General features: G+C 44.5%; 16 protein-coding genes and 1 riboswitch. Of the genes, 6 read left to right on the top strand and 10 right to left on the bottom strand.

The window, feature by feature from the left end; all coding sequences use genetic code 11:
• Window positions 1-5: 5 nt before the first annotated feature.
• The 3 genes from QEP08_RS11365 to QEP08_RS11355 all read right to left on the bottom strand — a co-directional run bounded on the left by QEP08_RS11365 (window position 6) and on the right by QEP08_RS11355 (window position 2,575).
• Window positions 6-635 (bottom strand): hypothetical protein, encoded by a 630-nt coding sequence (locus tag QEP08_RS11365; RefSeq protein WP_285058061.1) that lies wholly within the window; start codon window positions 633-635, stop codon window positions 6-8.
• A gap of 84 nt (window positions 636-719) precedes the next feature.
• Window positions 720-1,160: an energy transducer TonB gene (locus QEP08_RS11360; protein WP_285058059.1), complete on the bottom strand. Its 441-nt coding sequence runs from the start codon at window positions 1,158-1,160 to the stop codon at window positions 720-722.
• A gap of 86 nt (window positions 1,161-1,246) precedes the next feature.
• The gene (locus QEP08_RS11355; RefSeq protein WP_285058058.1) at window positions 1,247-2,575 is read right to left on the bottom strand and encodes a serine hydrolase domain-containing protein; all 1,329 of its coding nucleotides are present in this window, start codon (window positions 2,573-2,575) and stop codon (window positions 1,247-1,249) included.
• A gap of 263 nt (window positions 2,576-2,838) precedes the next feature.
• Here QEP08_RS11355 and QEP08_RS11350 point away from each other — a divergent pair, with 263 nt between their 5' ends.
• Complete coding sequence (locus tag QEP08_RS11350; RefSeq protein ID WP_285058056.1) at window positions 2,839-3,279, top strand: DinB family protein; 441 nt, start codon at window positions 2,839-2,841, stop codon at window positions 3,277-3,279.
• Between the two features lie 147 nt (window positions 3,280-3,426).
• Here the strand turns inward: QEP08_RS11350 and QEP08_RS11345 are convergent, their stop codons facing one another.
• The 6 genes from QEP08_RS11345 to QEP08_RS11320 all read right to left on the bottom strand — a co-directional run bounded on the left by QEP08_RS11345 (window position 3,427) and on the right by QEP08_RS11320 (window position 14,785).
• Window positions 3,427-4,557, bottom strand: coding sequence for a serine hydrolase domain-containing protein (locus tag QEP08_RS11345; protein ID WP_285058053.1), 1,131 nt, complete (start codon window positions 4,555-4,557; stop codon window positions 3,427-3,429).
• Window positions 4,558-5,219: 662 nt separating this feature from the next.
• The gene (locus QEP08_RS11340; RefSeq protein ID WP_285058050.1) at window positions 5,220-7,154 is read right to left on the bottom strand and encodes a sensor histidine kinase; all 1,935 of its coding nucleotides are present in this window, start codon (window positions 7,152-7,154) and stop codon (window positions 5,220-5,222) included.
• A gap of 96 nt (window positions 7,155-7,250) precedes the next feature.
• Window positions 7,251-10,007 carry a hypothetical protein gene (locus tag QEP08_RS11335; protein WP_285058048.1) on the bottom strand — a complete coding sequence of 919 codons (2,757 nt, stop codon included), beginning with the start codon at window positions 10,005-10,007 and terminating at the stop codon, window positions 7,251-7,253.
• Between the two features lie 94 nt (window positions 10,008-10,101).
• The gene (locus tag QEP08_RS11330) at window positions 10,102-10,845 is read right to left on the bottom strand and encodes an SDR family oxidoreductase (RefSeq protein ID WP_285058045.1); all 744 of its coding nucleotides are present in this window, start codon (window positions 10,843-10,845) and stop codon (window positions 10,102-10,104) included.
• A 426-nt stretch (window positions 10,846-11,271) separates the two neighbouring features.
• On the bottom strand, window positions 11,272-13,872 hold the full coding sequence (locus tag QEP08_RS11325; RefSeq protein ID WP_285058043.1) for a sigma 54-interacting transcriptional regulator: 2,601 nt from the start codon (window positions 13,870-13,872) through the stop codon (window positions 11,272-11,274).
• Between the two features lie 4 nt (window positions 13,873-13,876).
• Complete coding sequence (locus tag QEP08_RS11320; RefSeq protein ID WP_285058040.1) at window positions 13,877-14,785, bottom strand: helix-turn-helix domain-containing protein; 909 nt, start codon at window positions 14,783-14,785, stop codon at window positions 13,877-13,879.
• 394 nt (window positions 14,786-15,179) lie between these two features.
• Between QEP08_RS11320 and QEP08_RS11315 the strand changes: the two genes are divergently transcribed.
• Window positions 15,180-15,599, top strand: coding sequence for a hypothetical protein (locus tag QEP08_RS11315; RefSeq protein WP_285058039.1), 420 nt, complete (start codon window positions 15,180-15,182; stop codon window positions 15,597-15,599).
• Window positions 15,600-15,626: 27 nt separating this feature from the next.
• Here QEP08_RS11315 and QEP08_RS11310 read toward each other — a convergent pair whose 3' ends face one another.
• Window positions 15,627-15,815 carry a hypothetical protein gene (locus QEP08_RS11310; RefSeq protein ID WP_285058036.1) on the bottom strand — a complete coding sequence of 63 codons (189 nt, stop codon included), beginning with the start codon at window positions 15,813-15,815 and terminating at the stop codon, window positions 15,627-15,629.
• Between the two features lie 139 nt (window positions 15,816-15,954).
• Here QEP08_RS11310 and QEP08_RS11305 point away from each other — a divergent pair, with 139 nt between their 5' ends.
• From QEP08_RS11305 to thiC, 4 genes are all read left to right on the top strand, one after another.
• Window positions 15,955-16,308 (top strand): DUF6152 family protein, encoded by a 354-nt coding sequence (locus QEP08_RS11305; protein ID WP_285058034.1) that lies wholly within the window; start codon window positions 15,955-15,957, stop codon window positions 16,306-16,308.
• 1 nt (window position 16,309) lies between these two features.
• On the top strand, window positions 16,310-16,801 hold the full coding sequence (locus tag QEP08_RS11300; protein WP_285058031.1) for a DUF6644 family protein: 492 nt from the start codon (window positions 16,310-16,312) through the stop codon (window positions 16,799-16,801).
• 55 nt (window positions 16,802-16,856) lie between these two features.
• Window positions 16,857-16,945: riboswitch (TPP riboswitch) on the top strand.
• 59 nt (window positions 16,946-17,004) lie between these two features.
• The gene (gene thiS / locus QEP08_RS11295) at window positions 17,005-17,208 is read left to right on the top strand and encodes a sulfur carrier protein ThiS (protein WP_285058030.1); all 204 of its coding nucleotides are present in this window, start codon (window positions 17,005-17,007) and stop codon (window positions 17,206-17,208) included.
• A gap of 64 nt (window positions 17,209-17,272) precedes the next feature.
• Window positions 17,273-19,156: a phosphomethylpyrimidine synthase ThiC gene (thiC, locus tag QEP08_RS11290; protein ID WP_285058027.1), complete on the top strand. Its 1,884-nt coding sequence runs from the start codon at window positions 17,273-17,275 to the stop codon at window positions 19,154-19,156.

The raw sequence follows: 19,156 nt of genomic DNA, 5'->3' as shown, positions 1-19,156 counted from the left end.
GCGACTTAATGTATTCCCGGTTTTTTATTATAAAATGTCCTGCCTACTAATGTAAAATCACCTTTTGAGGTCAGGAAGGCTTTTACGGATTGTTCATCCTGCCCATCACCAGGTAAGCAGCTTTGCATATCATCAAACAGATACAGTAAGTAGTCGTCACCTATTTTACGGTACGAACCGGTATTAAGACGTTTCAGATTGACATAGAGTCGGTTTGCCTTTGCCAATATTTTGACCTCTTCGATACCATCGACCTTACCTACAAATGATTTTAATAATTCGTCCCGGTCAATCATTTCAATTGTTTTGTCCTTCCGAACGGCAACTATATAATAGTAGCAGAATGCAGGCCCGCAGCCGACCAGAAAACCCCTGCCGCTATACTTCTTTTTAACAAGCCTGGCATATTTCCGGTCACCATATTCGGCTACAACCTGCTCTTTTTCTTTTTTCAAGATTGCATCGGTATACAGACACCTCCAATAGAGATATTCGCCATCTGGTATTATCTTATCGAACCTCAGCGTATTTGATTCAAAAGGCGTAAATTCCTTTATGTCAAACTTGCTTGAATTGGTTTGAGCATAAATAGCGACGTTGGTAAACAACAGAAATATCAGTGGAAAGGGCTTCATATAAGATTGATTGACCATATTAAATATAGCAAAAAAGCATATGTTATAAATAAAGCTCAATAGTTTTCTATTTTCTCTCCGGGATTAGCCTCGATGCGCCTCAAATTTCTGGATCAGCTTGGTCTTGAATCTAGCCGGTTTCCCGTCTCTGGTTCCCGGAATATGTTTGGGGGCATGCAGCAGAATGTTACGAACGCGTTCTCCAATAACTGAATTGGTGTTTTTTTCAAAGCGAGTCTTAGAGATTGTCCCGTCCCGCTCTATATAGGCCCAGATCACCACCTCTCCTTTCACACCATTATCGATTTCTTTTTGCTCAAAGCGGAACCTATCCACTATGTATCCCTGTATTCCATGCTCTGCTCCTGAAAATTTGGGCGGCTTGACATTGCCATAATACGGGGCGTTCAAATCGATGATCGCGGTATCTGTTTCAACGAAGGTTTTACCCAATTCCTGGGCCGCAAGATTCAAGCTAAGACTACCAAACAAAAAGAGCAGGTAAAATTTGGAGAAGCGTTTCATAAATCATTTAATATGAGGTTGAGTCAAGATACGGTTTTATCAGTTACAAAAACAATAGTTTTTGTAACTGATAATAAAGATCAACACTACTTATCCCTGGTAAACAAAAAAGTCTCACCGCCCTGGTTCAGCGTCATTTCAGCTTTGGAAGTATTAAATAATAACTCAATACCGGCCTGATTAAACACAAATTGATCTTTGGCAGGGGCTTCCAGCGGGAATGCGCTCTGCCCTGTTGCCTGGCCCATTAGCGTGTTGTTATTTTTGCTGATGGTAATTTTGAGCGGCATTTGTGTACTGCTGTAAATGCCCAGATATTTATCCAGGTCCTCGCTTTTTAATGCGATGCTGGTAAACGAGGGAAGGGTAAAAGGCACCTTAAAATAAGTACTCAACGCCCCAAGTACAACACCTTTGGGACCATACGAACCACCATTAGTGATGTAGGCTATTGCTACCTTCTCTTTCGGGTAATAAGTCAGTATGGAGTTGAAGGCATCAATGCTGCCGCCGTGCCCAAAGCCCATTTTATCTCTAAAATTGTAACCAAACATGCCAATACCGAAACCATCTTTCATGGTCTTCATCACATTCAGGCTGCTGTCGTTTACCAATTTACCGTTAAAAAGCCCGCTAATAAATTTGGTAAGATCCGTAGGGGTTGACACCATGGCACCGGCACCGGCCGGCACACTCATATCTGTTTCGGGTTCGGGTTTCCATGCGCCCCCGTAGCTAAAAGATATCGCCTCGTCCTTCCTGGCATTGGCCTTTCTGCCATAATAGGTATCCGGCAAGCCAAGTTTGTCCACAATCCGGGTTTTGATCAGGTCGGCATAGGGTTTCCCGGCTACTTTTTCTGCAATAAAACCCAGCAAGACGAAGTTTGTATTGCTGTATTCAGCTTTTGCATCCGGTTCAAAATCGGCCTGTTGTCTGGCAAAAATACCTGTCAGTGTTTGCTGTGTTGCGGGTTTATATTTATAGGTCGTGTACAGACTGTCGTTAGTGAAATTGTGCAGCCCGCTCCGGTGCCTCAGCATCATGTCTATGGTGATCTTGCCTGCGTTTGGCAGCTGTGGATAATATTTGGCCAGTGGCGTAGCAAGGCTAAGCTTTCCTTCCTCAATCAGCTGCAGCACAAGTACACTGGTAAACATCTTACTGATAGAACCTATGCGATATTTCGTTTTCACATCAGCATCGGTTTTAACTCCGTTGTTGAGGGCGATGAAGCCTGTTGCCTTTTGATAGATCATCTGGTCATTCACGGTTAAGGCAAGGCTCCCCATGGCCTGGTTATTATCGGCAAGCAGGTTCAGCAGACTATCCAGCCTGGGCTTGTTAATGGTTTGTGCCGGTAAGCTAGAGGTAAATGCGATTAAGAAGGATAAGAGCACTAAGGTTTTTCTCATGACGGGGAGTTTTACAATAGATGACAATATACGAACAATGGTTGCAATGCAGCCAAATCCTTTTACTATCTTTAAATTATAACCAGGGCTCATGAAAACACTAAATCTTCTTTGCCTCTTCAGCCTTTTATTCTTGTTATCCTGTAAACCGTCTGCTGACCTCGCTATAGATGCACCTGCTATCAGCTTTTCCCGGAAATGATAGAGTAAAAAAGATGATTAATGAGGTGTTGTAAAATGGGCAAAATCTTTAATTTAGACCTATGACTACAACCAGCCTCGACCGACTTGAATACCTCTGCAACACCATCCCCGGGCGCCTGTCTGAAATTGATGAGGAAAGCTTTTCGATAAAACCCTCCCCTGATAAATGGAGCAAAAAGCAGATACTGGGTCACCTGATTGACAGCGCAACCAATAACCACCACAAATGGATCAGAGGACAGTTTGAAGACAAACCTTTCATTCGTTACGATCAGGACAAATGGAATGCGGCAGGGCATTATAATGAAATTCCAGCCGCACAACTCATTGCTTTTTGGAAAGCCTACAACCTTCAGATCGTCAGTTTGATCAGATTGCTATCCGACGAGGCCCTTCAAAGGCAATGCTTTAACGGGACGCAAGATGTAACTCTCGAGTGGTTATTTGATGATTATGTCGTTCATCTGGAGCACCATATGAGGCATATTGTGTCTTATTGAGTTAAACCCACCTCACTTCCGGATCCGATCCGGAACACATCCGGCTTTGGCGGTCTCTATACCGGGTCAACCCCGGGTGGGACCCGTATGCGATACGGGTGTGATGTGTTTGTGAGGTTAACCCAGATACTACTCATGGGCTAATGACTAGAACGCCGACTTAGCATTCATGGCTAATTTCAAAGCACCATAAATACCCGTAGCCACTTTGTAAAGCCCCGCTCCTGCTGAGTCATCCTTCTGATTGGAAAAGAGCACAATGCTGACATTGTGAAGCGGATACATCACACAGAAAGTACGGTATCCTTGTGTGCCGCCATCTATTCTGAGGTATTGATCCCAGCCCCAGTTCTTGCCGATCGCCCATTGAAATCCATAGGCTTCCTTGTCTACATCGCCAAAAATGACCCGGTGTGTCAACCTGACTTCAGCAGTCTTTTCCTGAATTTGGTAATCCAGGTATTTGAGCATATCCCTTACAGAAGAATGCAGGCCTCCCGCAGCAGGCAAGATTTCGGGGATGGAACGGACGGGTTCTCTATTGGTACCATAACCCTTTAGTAATGAGCTTTCTTCATTAGCAGGATAGTCCAGTTTGGTTTGCAGCATACCCAAAGGTTTGGTAACATACTGGCTAATAAGATCTATATAAGATTTTTTGTATACCCGTTCCAGGATAAGGCCCAATAACTGGTAACCCACATTGGAATACTTGTACCGGAAAGATTTTAGTGAGTCGAGCTTAATCTTATGCAGGGAATCAATAAAAGTTTCATTACCCACGGACGGGCTTAGCGGATCTCCAAAACTATTTGGAAACTGTGCGGTATGAGCCAGCAGATAAGCGATTTTTACCGGATCTCCATTGGGGTATTGAAGGTTCGGAAAACTTCCGGGTAGAAATTTCCTAATGTCGTCGTTTAATGAGACGCGTCCCTCATTTATGGCATGTGCCACCAGAAGGCCCGTAAATGTCTTGGTAATGGAACCGATCTCATATACAGACTTGTCGCTGGGCAATATACCGGAACCCGGACTGGTTTCGCCATAATTGTAGATAAACTGTTTCCCGTTGTAATTAATTCCCAGGGAAATACCAACCCGCTTCCCTTCCTTCATATAATTTAGGATGAGTTTGTCAATCGTAGAGTCAAGCTTAGATTTCATCGGGTTGTCGCTTCTTTGCGAAATGATGTTTTTCTGTAGCGTGCTGCCCTCCTGTGCGAAAGAGCAATAGCCAATGAGTAACATTAGCATGAGGAAGAGTGTCTTTTTCATTGTTGTGACAAAATAAAATACCAATATACGAAATCATTCGTATAAAAATCAGCCTGTTTTATTACTTGCCGGTTGTATCCACCCACGAGGATTTCTATTTTGTGTCCAACGTAATTTTTCAGTGATATACACTTTTTGAGTTTGGCCAAAAGGTACATTTTTGTTATTTTAGATAAGGATGAAACAGACCTGGAAATATGGAGAAACGACAGATTCATTTTTTAGAACCCGTGCAGCGGGATATTAGATTTCGTAAGGATAGAGCGGCAGACATTGCTGCCCTTGTGCTTTTTTTTATTGTTATAGTCATAACATGCAGCATGGTTGCTTATCTAAATAACAGGCCTGTTGATTAGCCGTATATGATTCATTTTGAGATTGTTATAGAAGGATGCGTGCTTAAAGTTTTTAAGCAGCGGCATGGTGTTTACCTGATCTTTAATCGCGGTCATGAAGTGGGAACAGTGTATGCATATGGTCATATAAGAAGAAATGTCAGTTGGGAACCTCATGATTTGATGTCGAGATCTTATTGTCTTAAAATTCTCGACGCGATCAGCATCCTTGAGTGCGATCAGCCGCTTCGTCCGGATTCAAAATATATGATGGATTCCCGGGTCGCTTGTTAGCGCGGCAGACTAACTTATAGTTTTCCTGACACTTTATGCTGCTGGTAATGAAAACGATATGATTACCTGATGGTCTCTCGCAACAACCTGCATATCCCCTCCGTTTAACTGAATGTATTCACGGCAAAGAAGCAGGCCCAGACCAATACCCTGTTCGTTGTTTGTTCCTGGAGTACTGGAAAATTCCATAGGGTCCAGCAGTGTTTCCAGTTTAGCAGCTCTACTTTCCTGAGCAGCGTTGCACACGCTGATCTGCACTTTGCTATCCTGCTGCTCCATAACGATACGGATCACACTGTTCTGCGGACTAAATTTAATGGCATTGTCAATCAGGTTACGCAGCACCAGGTTTATCTCATTGACATCGGCAAAAACATTGCAGGACCCGGAGGTACTGGTAATCAGCTGGACATTCTTGCTCATCGACAGGGGCTGGTATACCAATATCAGCCTTTCGGCCATAGCTTCCAAATCAAAGTCTTCAGGATTTGATCCGGGCATTTCCATCTGTCCTTTCGCCCAATACAACAAGTTATTAAGCGTAAGGTGAATCTGGTCGACATTTTTCCGTGTTTCCTGAAGCAGCATCTTGAGCTCTTCAAGATTCAGCATATCATTATCGTTCAGTTCGAGTATGCTTACCAGGCTATTGAACGGGCTGCGCAGGTCATGGGCTATGATCGAAAACAACTTATCTTTCTCTGCATTCGCTTTTGACAGTTTCCGGGTGCGCTCCTCTACAACGAACTCCAGTTTTTCGTTATGTGACAGGATCAGTTTCAGGTTCTCTTTTTTGATTCGGTTCTTTTCCTGCCGGATATGGTTGAACCGGTCGCCTAGTGCAAATGACAGAAATAACATTTCAATGGTCGTTCCAATAGGTCCTACCTCATAAGACAGGTCATAATAGGGAATGACATGGGTAAGCCCCAGCAATGCGATGACAAAGGAGAGTGCTACCGCAAACCAGGCGATCAGGTAATACAATGCAGGTTTTAAGCCATTGCGGTAGGCACACAATCCTGCATACCAGGCCACCATACAGCTGATGAATGTAAGGTAATTTACCAGCACTGCCAAAACGGATTTGCCACCGAACATAGCGATGATCAATAAAATGATCCATAAACCGACCATCACTTTGTAGACGGGGACCATTTTCGGCACCCGCTCTTTAATGCCTAAAAACTCCCAGGAGAAGAAAAAAGCAGCGATTGTTGCCAAGCTGGCAAACACATGTGGATATAGATTAACAAATCTTCGAATATCAGGTCCGAGAATGTAGCTGTAACCCCGTAAGTACAGGACCACATAAATTAATAGCGCAGCTATATATACCGAGTAATATAAATATGTCCTGTCCTTTACACTGATGAAAAGAAAAACATTAAAAATAAAAAGCATGATCAAAATACCGGAGTAAATTGCCTCAAAGCCCAATTTATAATTACTGGAAGAAATCAGTGTTTTTGCATCTGCGATCTTCAAAGCCACCAGCATAATGTTGCTGCTTCGTATTTTCAGATAAACATCTTTTCCCTGAACACCTGTTGGAAGCAGGTCAAATAGGTATTGATTCGTTGCCACAACGTCCGGATTTGGTGCAGACAGGCTGCCCGTATGCCGTCGGACCACAACTCCCCTGCCATCTGCAGCGTAAAAATCAATATGATCGATATTAGGTACGTCTACGATCAGGTAAGCAGTCTGTGTGCCTGGGTTTTGATACCTTATTTTGATCCAGAAAGCTGAAGCTGAATTGCCAAGATTCAATATCGATTCTGTGGAACGTACAAATTTCCCGGCAGCTGCCGTGCTGGTTACCTGATCAAAAGTATAGGAGTTGTGCTGATCTTTCAATACACTTACCTGTTTTCCGATATTCTCATAGGCATGTGGTACTGATACAATCGCAGGATCAGCAGCATGAGCTGCGAGCGAAAACAGTATCAGGGCTAATTTCAACATATAACAACAGGCATTTATCTAAGCTAGCAAAAGATGCGCGATTTACACAAGCATTTTTAAAACATCTGTCTTTAAAACGGAAGAAATGAAAAATGGTCAATGTACAGTATAATACATGATCTGGCGGCCCAGCTGGCCTTCGGAATTAATGCCTTCTGCGACAATTTTGTATTTTCCCTTTCGGTCGCCGTTAAAGAAACTCAATAGCGCCTTACCGTTCCGGACCTTTACAGAGGGGTTCCAGTAAATGGTTTTCCGAAAATCTGCCTTGCTGTTTTGCTGTCCGGTGTTGTCGTACCTGGGAACGTAGAATTCCTTTACCATGTCATACCCCCTGGGGAAGATATTGACCATATCGGGTGCCCATTTTGAAGGTGAATATGGGTCTGACGGGTTAATGGGATTATACACATAGTTGGTCCGGGTATAAATCAGTACCGTTGGTCTTACCGGACTTGTTGCGCGTACGATATCTATTTTGATGACGTCTTCCACATCCCATTGGAGGATGTCATTAATGGCATCAGGACCGTAATACCGGTCATTAATAAGCATAGACATCTGTTGCTGGCCCATAAAAGCCTTCTGATCTGCAACTTTAAAGTATTCCCTGCCTTGTTCGTTTGTATCTTTGGTTACAATTGTCCTGGTGGCCTGTGTAATGAATTTCAGATTTTCCAATGCCCTGTCATTAATCGCCTTTACTATGGTCTTACCAGAATCCTGCGCATTAAAGATAATGGTTTCAGTGATGTAACCTTTCAGGGTTTTCAGCCCCGGATCACGCCGCCTTGCGCTGATCCGGACTTCCTTGAGTAAGTTGGCTGAACTCAGCCGTGCCCTCAAATTCATTTCTTCTTCCTTACTTAGTCTTTTCGGTTTTAACAATATATTTTTGCTGAAATCTGTCCGCGCATCGGCAATGTTCACATTTGGTGTCAATTGCTGATTGCCATATTTGTCGAGCAAAATCTCGACCCTTGATCCATCTTTTTTGGTGCGGCCCACTACGGAAAAACGCAGTCCTTCAGCAATCACCAGATCATTAAAACTGAAGCGGCCGTCCTGGTCTGTGGTGTCGGCAATTACGATGCCGATCTTATTGTTAACTAGAAAAACCTTTCCAAAGGGAATTTTCTGATGCCAGAGACCGGTCAATTTTCCACTTACTCTGATACCGAGCTTTTCCGGTGGAAAATAAATGGGCCCGGTCTTTCCTGAGTTCAGGTTTCGCCAGCTGAAACGCCTGTATCCCTGGGTCATCATCAGGATATCCAGGTTTCTCCGGGTATCAGGTGTCGGGTGATGAAAATAGTAATTGGGCTGCTCTATGTAACCCCTGATGTCAGAGCTGAGCAGCAGCTGGGAAAAAATCGTGGTCTCATGTGCGGCATCTGAAGGCACTGCATCCTCACTAAACACAGAAATGGAAAAGTCTGCGGGAGGGTATTTATTCTGAGAAGCACGGGTTGTCAATTCCAGATAAACCTCTTCACGGTCCTGGTATACCGTCGTATCTGTTTTCAGTGAGACTTTCATCTGGTCGTCTTGCTGCACAAAAATAATACGTTCAGCCAGAGGTTCGCCTGTTTTGGCAAAAAGGGTGAACTGTGCAATTCCGCTAGGCATTCCCTTGAGGGAGACATCCAGCCTGGCCACATCATCTGACATGGAAACCTCGGTTGCATAATAAGCAATCCCGCCGGACTGTACCAGCAAATAAAGATCTTGTGCATATGCCGGATCCGGTAAAACTTGTCTGACAGATACAGTAGCCTGAAAAGTCTCAGGATGATAGTCTATCGACAAGGAATGTCCATAAAGTTGCGGAACCGGAAGTTGCCCTGTTATTTTGCTCCCATCGGCAAGCGTAAAGTTCACCAATCTGACTTGATTGTTATCTACTTCGGTTTTGATGTAACCCATGCCAAACTGATTGCTTTTGAATTCGCCGGGTTGCTGTCCGGCCTTGCCGGCAAGCCTGCCTGAAACAGGTATGCCGAGGCCGTCAGGTCCTGTCACCTTATAGGCAATCCGCTGGGCAGCGCCACACAACAACTGACCGCCTTCGGGAAAAAACTGAATTTCGACCTCCTTTGACTGCATCCTGACCGGAAATGTTTTGGTCACTACGTTACCGTCCTCAAGTTCAAGTCTCGTGACCAGGTGGCTCATCGCTGCAGCTTCCGGTGTCAGTCCTTTAAACTCTGCCCGAAAAACTCCCTCTTCATCTGTGACACCCTTGCCCGTATATATTGTTTTATAATCCTTTCTCAGGTTGTATTTAAGTGGTATACCTGATAGCGGATAACCCGTGGAATCTGTATACCTGATCACCGCCCCGACAAAGCTTTCTCCCTGTGACAGTCCGTCAAAATTTAGCCTGACGGATCCAAATACAGATTCATTTTCTTCCGGCCTGACCACAAAAACCCGATCATAGAAATACTCAGGCCCCGCATTGCGCATCCATTGGGTATAGGCCCTGAGCCGGTAGTTTCCCTCTCCCATTTCATCGGTCAGGGCAAAACAGCCCTTGGTCATGCCTGCAACTAACGGCAGTTTGAGCAGCTGGGCCACTGAATCTTTTTCATTGACCAGCTCAACATACAGCGATCCGCTTTTGGCCGATAAATGGTGCTGTCCACCGATGGTCACGTAAGCCTTGAACCAAATGGTGTCGTTTATGGCATAGTGAGGCCGGTCGGTGTGCAGATAAACCTTCTCCTGCGGATGGGTCGCTGCCAACTGTCCAAGTGCGGCAATGAGCCGTTCTATTGGTCCGTCATCGGAGATAAATGCTGAAAGACTAAAAATAAAGAGTATTAAAAGAGAGCGCGTTAACAGTTTCATCTGGTAATCCGGTTTTCATCATTAAAGACAATCCGGAAAGGCCAAATGGGTACAAGCCAGGAAATTATAACTCTATTTCCTGGCCGGTAGAATACTACTGTACGGCAAGCCATTGCTTTAAATCCGTTGCTCCGAGTTTCGCCTCGCCCTGCGGAACCAGGCCATCATGTGGAATCGGGCCGCCAAAGTATTCACTTTTTTTGTTGGTGATTACATTCTTGCTGCTGTCCTTTTCCCTGAGATACGCGGCGATAAATTCGCTTTGTGTATGACGCTCAGGACCAGCGATCTCTACAATACCGTTGGCGGGCGTCGCCAATGCAAGATCAGCTACAAAAGTGGCTACATCCTCAGCGGCAATCGGCTGAAATTCTACATCTGATACATGAACTTCATTGCCCTGGGTAGCAGCGCCGGCAAGTGAGGGGATAAATTCTAAAAACTGGGTACTGCGGATGATGGTATAAGGCAATCCGGATTGTCTGATCAGGTTTTCCTGAGCAATTTTAGCACGCATATAGCCCAGGTCCTGCATGCGGTCTACGCCTACGATTGAAACAGCCAGATGATGTTTAACGCCCGCGTTTGTCTCTGCGGCCATCAGGTTGCGGCCAGAGGTTTCAAAGAATTCTAATACTGGTCCGTCTTCAAAAGACGGGGAGTTGGAAAGGTCGATCACGATGTCTGTTCCGTTCATTGCTTCAGCCAGGCCTTCACCTGTAATTGAATTGATGCCTGTAGATGGTGAGCCTGCGATTACTGTATGGCCGGCCTGGCGAAGTTTACCTGCTACCTTTGTTCCTATTAGTCCGGTTCCGCCGATGATTACTATTTTCATTGTTTTTGGTTTTAAATGATTTGTTAAAATTGCTTTAGTTAAATGATTTATTAAATGTGAATTACATTGTAATAGGCCATTTTGATGCCAACACACTAAATCATTAATTATCAATTGGTTACTTATTTACATTTATTGTTTTTTTCACTGTATTTAGTGAAAGTACTTAATAAGTCCCTTTATTAAGGGAAGTTATAATGTTATAATGTCATTCTGATGAGCGTTATTATTGCGGCAGGTATCGTCATTGCGAGGCACGAAGCAATCTCAATACGAGTTAAAAGATGAGATTGCTTCGTGCCTCGCAATGACGATGTTGATACCTATGATGTGCATTATAAGCCATAACATGGATATAAATAGGTATAATAATCATTATACTGGGTTAATAGTGGTCATTATAACGGGGTATAATAGTAATCATTATCAAGTAAAGTAATCTGCTTTGCGGATATGAAGCTTCTTTATTTTGGAATGCAGCGTATTGCCCGGTATATCCAGTATTTCTGCTGCGCCTCCGGTACCAGAGATCTTTCCGCTGCACCGTTTCAGCACTTCAATGATATAAGCGCGCTCCACTTCTTCCAGTGAACGGTTAGCAGGCATTTCGGAAATTTGAGCGGCGTCGCCTGCACCTGGCAAATAAACCTCTTTTACGATATGGTCTGCGGCCAGCAGCACACTGCGTTCCAGCACATGTTCTAATTCTCTGACATTGCCTGGCCATAAATAACTCCGCAATTGCTGCAATGCCTTCGGGCTGATCCTGGTTATTTTCTTTCCGGTGTTCTTACCGTATTTGGTCAGGAAAAACCCGGTCAGGGCCTCAATATCTTCCAGACGGTCCCTTAAAGGCGGAAGGGTGATGGGAAATACATTCAAACGGTAATACAGGTCGGACCTGAACCGGCCGGCCTTTACTTCCTGTTCAAGATTGCGGTTGGTGGCGGCAATAACCCTTACATTTAGTTTGATGGTAGTCTTGCCGCCTATCCTTTCCATCTCCCTTTCCTGCAGCACCCTCAATAACTTCACCTGTGCTTCAAGCGGCATTTCGCCAATTTCATCAAGAAACAATGTACTGTTATTGGCCAGCTCAAACTTACCGATCCGGCGTTCTACGGCACCGGTAAACGCACCGCGCTCGTGGCCGAACAGTTCACTTTCTATCAGATTGGCCGGCATGGCCGCGCAGTTCACCTTGATCATCAGTTTGTCCCTGCGCGGCGAAGCCTGGTGCACTGCACGTGCAACCAGTTCCTTGCCGGTGCCGGTTTCTCCCAAAATCAGGACCGTTGAATTGCTTTCTGCAACCAATGAAATCAAACGGTAAACCTGTTGCATTTGTTCGCCGCTGCCAATGAGGTCAGAAAAGTTATAAATGGTTCTGATCTGTTCTTTCAGATAATCATTTTCATCTTCCAGGCGTTTGCGGTACTCCAGTATTTTTTCATTGGCCTTAATGTTGGAAACAGCCGTTGAAATTTGTGCGCATATGCCTTTAAACAAAGCGGTACTGATGTGATCAGCAAGCATCCATACCGTACCGAGTGTTTGATCGGCGACCCTAAGCGCTGCTGCATACATATTTTTGAAGCCTGTTTTTTCCCAGAGTACAGCGTATTGATGATCACCCGACCGCAGTTCCTCTTCGACATGGAGAACAAGTGGCTCTTCACTTTTTAACACCAGCGCGGTGTAGCGTTCATCAATAGTTATTTTTTGATCGGAAAGCTTGTCAAAATCACTAATGATACCCTCAAACAAGCTTTTGTCGAACATATACGGGCTCAGGTGACGTCCATCATCGTCGATGAGCCGCAGCATCGCAAGCTTGGTATTCAGCAAGCGCTGCAGCACTCTGGTAACGGCTGATTCCAGGTCGGCCTTAGTCATGATGCCGGCGATGTCATTGGAAAAGTCCAGCAGGAAGGATTGTTCCTGTTGTTTGCGCAGCACTTCTTCGTTGGCCATGATGTTGCTCATTGCCACGGCAATCTGCGCACAGATCCCCTGTAAAATAGGGATATTGATTTCATCAATGCTCAGCCATAACAATCCGATATTCGCATTTCTGTTGCGCAGTGCAATACCCACCATGGTCTGGAAACCCATGTTTTGCCACAGCTCAAGGTATCTGGACTGAATGCCCCGTTCCGCCTCCCGCTTTACGCTGAACAACAAGGGTATATGACTTTCCAATACCCTGTTCTGCAGGCCGTCATCTATCGGAAATTTAGCAGATAATACTTCCGCTAACAATGCCTGATCCGCTGTTGCAGTCCCGGGATCGTGAACATAGGCGCTCATAGTAAGGCCATCTTCGTTGATCTTTCTGATCACATAACCGCCGTCTGGGGTGAGCTTGCGCAAGGCAGACCTGACTACGCCGTCCAGGTCTGCTTTTGTGCGTACAGAGGTCATGTCATTGCTAAAATCCAGCAGAAAAGATTTCTCGTTTTCCTTCTTTTTGATCTCTTCGTTCTTGATGATGTTGGATACGGCACTGGACAACTGCGGGGATATGCGCTTGATGATGTCCCTGAATTCTTGTGTAAAACTGTCGTCCCTGTCTGAGTAAATGTGGATAAAGCCGATCGGCTTATCTGCATTCATCAGTTTCATCATCAATACCTCCTTTACGCCTTTTTCATGGTTGGCACGGAGAAATACTGGGCTTTGAGGGTGGTTGATCACATTTTCCAGCAAGAAAAGTGTCGGTTCTTCTGTTGCAAGTACCGATTTGATGAATGGTTCATCCAGGGAGAATCTTGCATTTACGAGCAGATCATAATCTTTGTGGTTTTTTATCGGCGAAAATTCATGGTCCAAAAGAAAAGGTTTGTAGCTGTCATCCTGCGGATCAATGAGGGTAATAATGGTATGCGTGAAGTAAAACAGCCCCTTGATCCGCTTTGAAAACAGGGTAATGAGGTCGTTTTTTTCTCTTACTCTGGTGATGTCATTGCCAAGATCTAAAAGTATTTTCCGTTGTTTTTCTAAAACCTCTTCATGTATAGAATGCATCGTCCTAATCCTGGTGTATTTCTAATTTATACCCTTTGCCATGAATATTTATGAGCTGGACAGAAACATCGTTTTCCAGCTTCTTTCTCAGTTTGGAGATGAACACATCCAAACTGCGGCCGACGATCACCCCCTCATCTTCCCATATTTCTTTTTGAAGTCTCGCCCTTTCTATGACTGTGTTTGGCGATCTGGCAAATATCAAAAGTAACGTGTTTTCCTTTTGGGTGAGTTCAACGGCTTGCCCTGAAAACTCAAGCAGACGTTTATCGGTATAGAAAAGTGTGCTTCCAAGTCTGAAACAGTGCTCATTATTATCCTTAAAATGTACTTTACTATTGTCCGTGCTATTATCTCCCCCAGCAAATAAAGCCTGTTTTTTCTTTGACTGTACAGATCTGGTGATCAGCAGACCCACGATTGCCAGAAAAGGCAATCCGCCAAGCAAAAGTCCTTTTTGCGATGTCGTAATGCCGGCAGCTTGAAATTTGAGATTGATCCGGTAACAGTTTTTAGGCTGTTTTCTTCCTGAGCAGGCGTCGATATCGTCTTTTTTGTCCTTATAAACTGCGTAGCCAAACATGATGTCTTTTCCTGAACAATCTAATACAGTGATGACATATTTGTCTGCAAGTTTATCTTTTGCCAGGGCGCGTCTGACAATCTCTACCAAAGAATCGGTTTGATAGGTAAATTTGTTTGCAAAGGTGATCTGGTATTCACTGTCGGATATCTTTTTTACCGGCAGCACCCTTGAAGTGCTGTCTCCGGAATGTAAAAGAACCTCATGACCGATCTTCCGGAACAGGATTTCCTGTTTGGCCAGGTCAAAATCATGATGGCCGGGCAGCACAAAAGCCGCGCAAATTATACCGATAAGCAATAAAAGTGCTGGAATTTTATATCTGGCCATATGCGTGCTTTTGATTTTACAAAGTTTACAATTTTATTTGCAATAATCATCATTAGAGCCTATTACATTGCCATTAATTCTTGCATAACAGAGAAGTATCTGAGCTCTTTCGATACTCTTTCGGTTCTCTCTCGTCCCAACTTCAGGGTTGAGACACATTTGATACACATCACAGACAGGGTTGGTTCGGTTCAGACCGAACCAACCCTGTCCGTGATGTGACGCAAGTCTGAACCAACACTGTAGCAGAGCAGAGAGAGAGCCGAAAGATTTGCGTTGCAAAATGCAATATTGGCGATTTGGCAGCCACATCAATTTTATTTGTTATATAACTATTTATCAATAACTTAGATAGTAAACAAATTCTAACCAAATTCATTTAAACAACACTGGTATGAACTCAAACAAAATCTTAATTGCCGGCATAGCCGGTGGTGTGGTCTTCTTCCTTCTGGGATGGCTCGTTTATGGTATCCTGCTGATGGATTTTATGATGACCAATGCGGGCCCGGGCGCCGCTGGCATGCACAAAGACCCGATGGAGATGTGGGCGATGGTGGTGGCAAACCTGGCCTGGGGTTTCTTTTTTGCAATTCTGTTTGGCCGGTGGAGCACGGGGATCACACCGGCACAGGGCGCTGCACGGGGTGCGATAGTGGGATTGCTTGTCGCCATATATTTAGATATGGCCATGTATTCGACCACTACTATTTTTACACCCAATACACTTTTGGCAGATATTGCGGCAATGACGGTAATCGCAGCTGTAGGTGGCTGGATTGTTGCTTTTATACTGGGAATGGGTAGGAAATAGCAGGCTGTCCTTCTGTGTCTGCGCTGATTAAATAGCTGAACCAGTTGAACCCGGGGCGTCGTCTTTGGGTTCAATGTTATTGTCAGTCAGAGCTGTTTTATAGCCCAGCGAATAGTTGATGGCGCCCCATGCAGTTAGCATGGTGACGAGGTCTTCTTCATTTAATGGCCCGTTAACCTGTTTTTTGCAGAACTGTAAATATTCAGTTTCATTCATAAGCTGTTGCGATGAGGTGGTCTTTTAAAACGAAGATAAGGATACATTAAACAAAATTTAGCCTTTGCATGTTAGAAAGTTGTACTCCTTTGATCTGAAGAAATATTTTACTAGATTTAATACATAAAACCTATTGAATATGAACTACTTAAAACAAATTTCACTAGCAATACTCTGTTTCTTTTGCCTGTCCTTTACATTCTTTCATCACGGTTGGGCCGATTATGACCAGAAGAAGGTCCTGGATTTTAAAAGTACTATTGAGGAATCTGTATATGAAAATCCGCACGCACTGGCGAAAGTTAAATACAAAGGAAAATTGTGGCTGGTCTACCTGGCACCTACTTCCCGCATGACAGATCGCGGCTTAACTGCTGATATGATCAAGAAAGGAACACCTGTAAGGCTTGTCGCTTATCCTCATAAGACAAAAAAAGAAGAAATGCGGGCCGAACGGATCTATGTTGACACCGTAAAATACGAATTGCGTTAATTTGCCTGAGGTAACAGACTTTTTTGCCTGGCTGGAAAACACAGCTTTGGCTTCTTCTATACGCCAGTCGTTATGGCTTTACCCTGCCCTGGAGATTGTACATATTGTGGGCATTGTGATCCTTGTTGGCGGGGCCTTCCTGTTTGATCTGCGACTGTTGGGTTTTGCTAAAAACCTGCCCTTAAAAGCATTATCCGCGCATTTGCTGCCATGGTCACAAAGGGGATTGCTACTGATCGTTCCTTCAGGGATATTGCTGTTTATGACCAATTCCAGGACACTGGGTATAGATCCGACATTTTGGCTCAAAATGACCCTGCTGGTGCTGGCGGCTATTAATGTGCTTGTATTTCACAGGCTATTGTTCAAACCGTTAAACCATAGTGAAAACCCTCACAATAAGGAACTTTCACCGGCTGCAAAGCTATCTGCACTGGTATCAATATCATTATGGGTAGCAATAATCGCGTGCGGGCGCCTTTTGGCTTATTAAATCGGCCCAATTAATCATCATGTTTGCATTTCAAAATAATATAATATAGCTTTACAAAAAACTTTAGGGGTGCCCTTGTGCTGAGAAATACCCTTTGAACCTGATGCGGTTAGTACCGCCGAAGGGAAAAGTAGAAGCAAATCTATTGCTGTCTTTTCGACCCCTTATGGGTGCTCCCTACAGTTTTCCAAATTATCAAAATTATGGAAGTAACTGTAAATCAACAAAATCATCAGCTCAATGAGGCCTGCTCTGTAGCGCAAATGCTTTCCGTCGTACTTTCCGGCGAGATAAAAGGAATTGCTGTGGCCGTCAATCAGACCATCATTACCAAGTCCAGCTGGAGTCATCATCTTTTGAAAGAAGGCGACCAGGTGATGCTCATTAAGGCAACTCAGGGTGGATAAACTACTGACCCATTTCATTTAAATAATTCTTTTCAAGAATCCAGCTTATCCCAAAACTTAACATATGAAACAAGAAAAAATTCCCCAGGAACATGTCATTAGCCGCAGCCCCTTCCCGGCATCCAAAAAGATATGGGTAAAAGGGCAACTGCATGATATTGAAGTCGCTATGCGCGAGGTCAGTTTATCTGACACAAAGATCCACAATGGTTTCGGCCTTACTGAACCGAATGCGCCTGTAACCATATATGACACAAGTGGTCCCTACACAGATGTGAATGCAGATATTGATGTAAAAAAAGGCCTGCCAAGGTTAAGGGAAAAATGGATCACAGGCAGAAAGGATGTAGAGCAGCTGGATCACATCAGCTCAGATTATGGACAGCTCAGGCTGGCAGACAAGTCACTTGATTCGCTGAGATTTGCCTATGTAAGTAAGCCGTATAAGGCAATAAAAGGGGCCAATGTCTCGCAAATGCATTATGCAAAAAAAGGCATTGTTACTGCGGAAATGGAATATATTGCGATCCGTGAAAACCAGCGGATCGATTTATTGAACGCTTCACAGGTTGCTCATGGTGATCCTATGATGCATCAGCATCAGGGCAACAGTTTTGGCGCAAATACGCCTAAGGGCTATATTACTTCGGAATTTGTGCGTTCTGAAGTTGCCGCAGGCAGAGCGGTTATCCCCTGCAACATCAACCATCCGGAACTGGAACCGATGATCATCGGCCGTAATTTCCTGGTGAAAATCAATGCGAATATTGGCAATTCAGCGGTGACCTCTTCTATCGAGGAGGAAGTAGAGAAAGCGGTCTGGGCATGCAGATGGGGTGCGGATACGATCATGGATTTGTCGACCGGCAAAAACATTCATGAGACCCGCGAATGGATCATCCGCAATTCTCCTGTCCCTATTGGTACGGTTCCTATTTATCAGGCTTTGGAAAAAGTAAATGGAAAGGCGGAAAACCTGACCTGGGAACTCTTCAGGGATACTTTGATCGAACAGGCGGAACAGGGTGTGGATTATTTTACGATTCACGCGGGTGTTTTACTAAGGTATATTCCGATGACGGCAAAAAGGGTGACTGGTATTGTTTCCCGGGGTGGTTCCATCATGGCGAAATGGTGTCTGGCGCATCATAAAGAAAACTTCCTGTATACTCATTTTGAGGAGATCTGTGAGATCATGAAGGCTTATGATGTTTCTTTCTCTCTGGGTGATGGCCTGAGGCCGGGCAGTATTGCGGATGCCAATGATGAGGCGCAGTTTGCTGAATTGGAAACGCTTGGTGAACTGACAAAAATTGCCTGGAAACATGATGTACAGACAATAATTGAAGGTCCCGGACATGTACCGATGCACCTGATCAAGGAGAATATGGAGAAGCAGCTGGAGCATTGTGCGGAGGCTCCTTTTTATACTTTGGGCCCGCTAACGACGGATATTGCTCCTGGTTACGACCACATTACTTCTGCTATCGGAGCGGCCATGATTGGCTGGTATGGTACTGCGATGCTGTGTTACGTGACGCCAAAAGAGCATTTGGGCTTGCCCAATAAAAAGGATGTGAAGGATGGTGTGATCACTTATAAGATCGCGGCGCATGCAGCAGACCTGGCCAAAGGGCATCCTGGTGCGCAATACCGGGACAATGCCCTGAGCAAGGCCAGGTTTGAGTTCCGCTGGGAAGACCAGTTTAATTTGTCCCTTGATCCGGATACTGCAAAGGAGTTTCACGATGAAACGCTTCCTGCAGACGGTGCGAAGATCGCTCATTTCTGCTCAATGTGCGGACCAAATTTCTGTTCTATGAAGATTACACAGGATGTGAGAGAATATGCGGCCAAACAAGGTTTGGAAGAGGAAAACGCATTGGCAAAAGGAATGGAAGAAAAGTCCAGGGAGTTTACAGAAAAAGGCAGCGAGATCTATTTATAA

The organism is Pedobacter ginsengisoli (genome assembly GCF_030244015.1).
GTDB classification, from domain to species: domain Bacteria; phylum Bacteroidota; class Bacteroidia; order Sphingobacteriales; family Sphingobacteriaceae; genus Pedobacter; species Pedobacter ginsengisoli.
Note: the sequence above shows the minus strand (reverse complement) of the source record. Positions and strands in the feature narration are given on the sequence as shown.

What these genes read in the sequence shown, in the direction of transcription:
- QEP08_RS11365 (WP_285058061.1), bottom strand. Translation starts at nt 635, where the DNA reads ATGAAGCCCTTTCCACTGATATTTCTGTTGTTTACCAACGTCGCTATT.
- QEP08_RS11360 (WP_285058059.1), bottom strand. Translation starts at nt 1,160, where the DNA reads ATGAAACGCTTCTCCAAATTTTACCTGCTCTTTTTGTTTGGTAGTCTT.
- QEP08_RS11355 (WP_285058058.1), bottom strand. Translation starts at nt 2,575, where the DNA reads ATGAGAAAAACCTTAGTGCTCTTATCCTTCTTAATCGCATTTACCTCT.
- QEP08_RS11350 (WP_285058056.1), top strand. Translation starts at nt 2,839, where the DNA reads ATGACTACAACCAGCCTCGACCGACTTGAATACCTCTGCAACACCATC.
- QEP08_RS11345 (WP_285058053.1), bottom strand. Translation starts at nt 4,557, where the DNA reads ATGAAAAAGACACTCTTCCTCATGCTAATGTTACTCATTGGCTATTGC.
- QEP08_RS11340 (WP_285058050.1), bottom strand. Translation starts at nt 7,154, where the DNA reads ATGTTGAAATTAGCCCTGATACTGTTTTCGCTCGCAGCTCATGCTGCT.
- QEP08_RS11335 (WP_285058048.1), bottom strand. Translation starts at nt 10,007, where the DNA reads ATGAAACTGTTAACGCGCTCTCTTTTAATACTCTTTATTTTTAGTCTT.
- QEP08_RS11330 (WP_285058045.1), bottom strand. Translation starts at nt 10,845, where the DNA reads ATGAAAATAGTAATCATCGGCGGAACCGGACTAATAGGAACAAAGGTA.
- QEP08_RS11325 (WP_285058043.1), bottom strand. Translation starts at nt 13,872, where the DNA reads ATGCATTCTATACATGAAGAGGTTTTAGAAAAACAACGGAAAATACTT.
- QEP08_RS11320 (WP_285058040.1), bottom strand. Translation starts at nt 14,785, where the DNA reads ATGGCCAGATATAAAATTCCAGCACTTTTATTGCTTATCGGTATAATT.
- QEP08_RS11315 (WP_285058039.1), top strand. Translation starts at nt 15,180, where the DNA reads ATGAACTCAAACAAAATCTTAATTGCCGGCATAGCCGGTGGTGTGGTC.
- QEP08_RS11310 (WP_285058036.1), bottom strand. Translation starts at nt 15,815, where the DNA reads ATGAATGAAACTGAATATTTACAGTTCTGCAAAAAACAGGTTAACGGG.
- QEP08_RS11305 (WP_285058034.1), top strand. Translation starts at nt 15,955, where the DNA reads ATGAACTACTTAAAACAAATTTCACTAGCAATACTCTGTTTCTTTTGC.
- thiS (WP_285058030.1), top strand. Translation starts at nt 17,005, where the DNA reads ATGGAAGTAACTGTAAATCAACAAAATCATCAGCTCAATGAGGCCTGC.
- thiC (WP_285058027.1), top strand. Translation starts at nt 17,273, where the DNA reads ATGAAACAAGAAAAAATTCCCCAGGAACATGTCATTAGCCGCAGCCCC.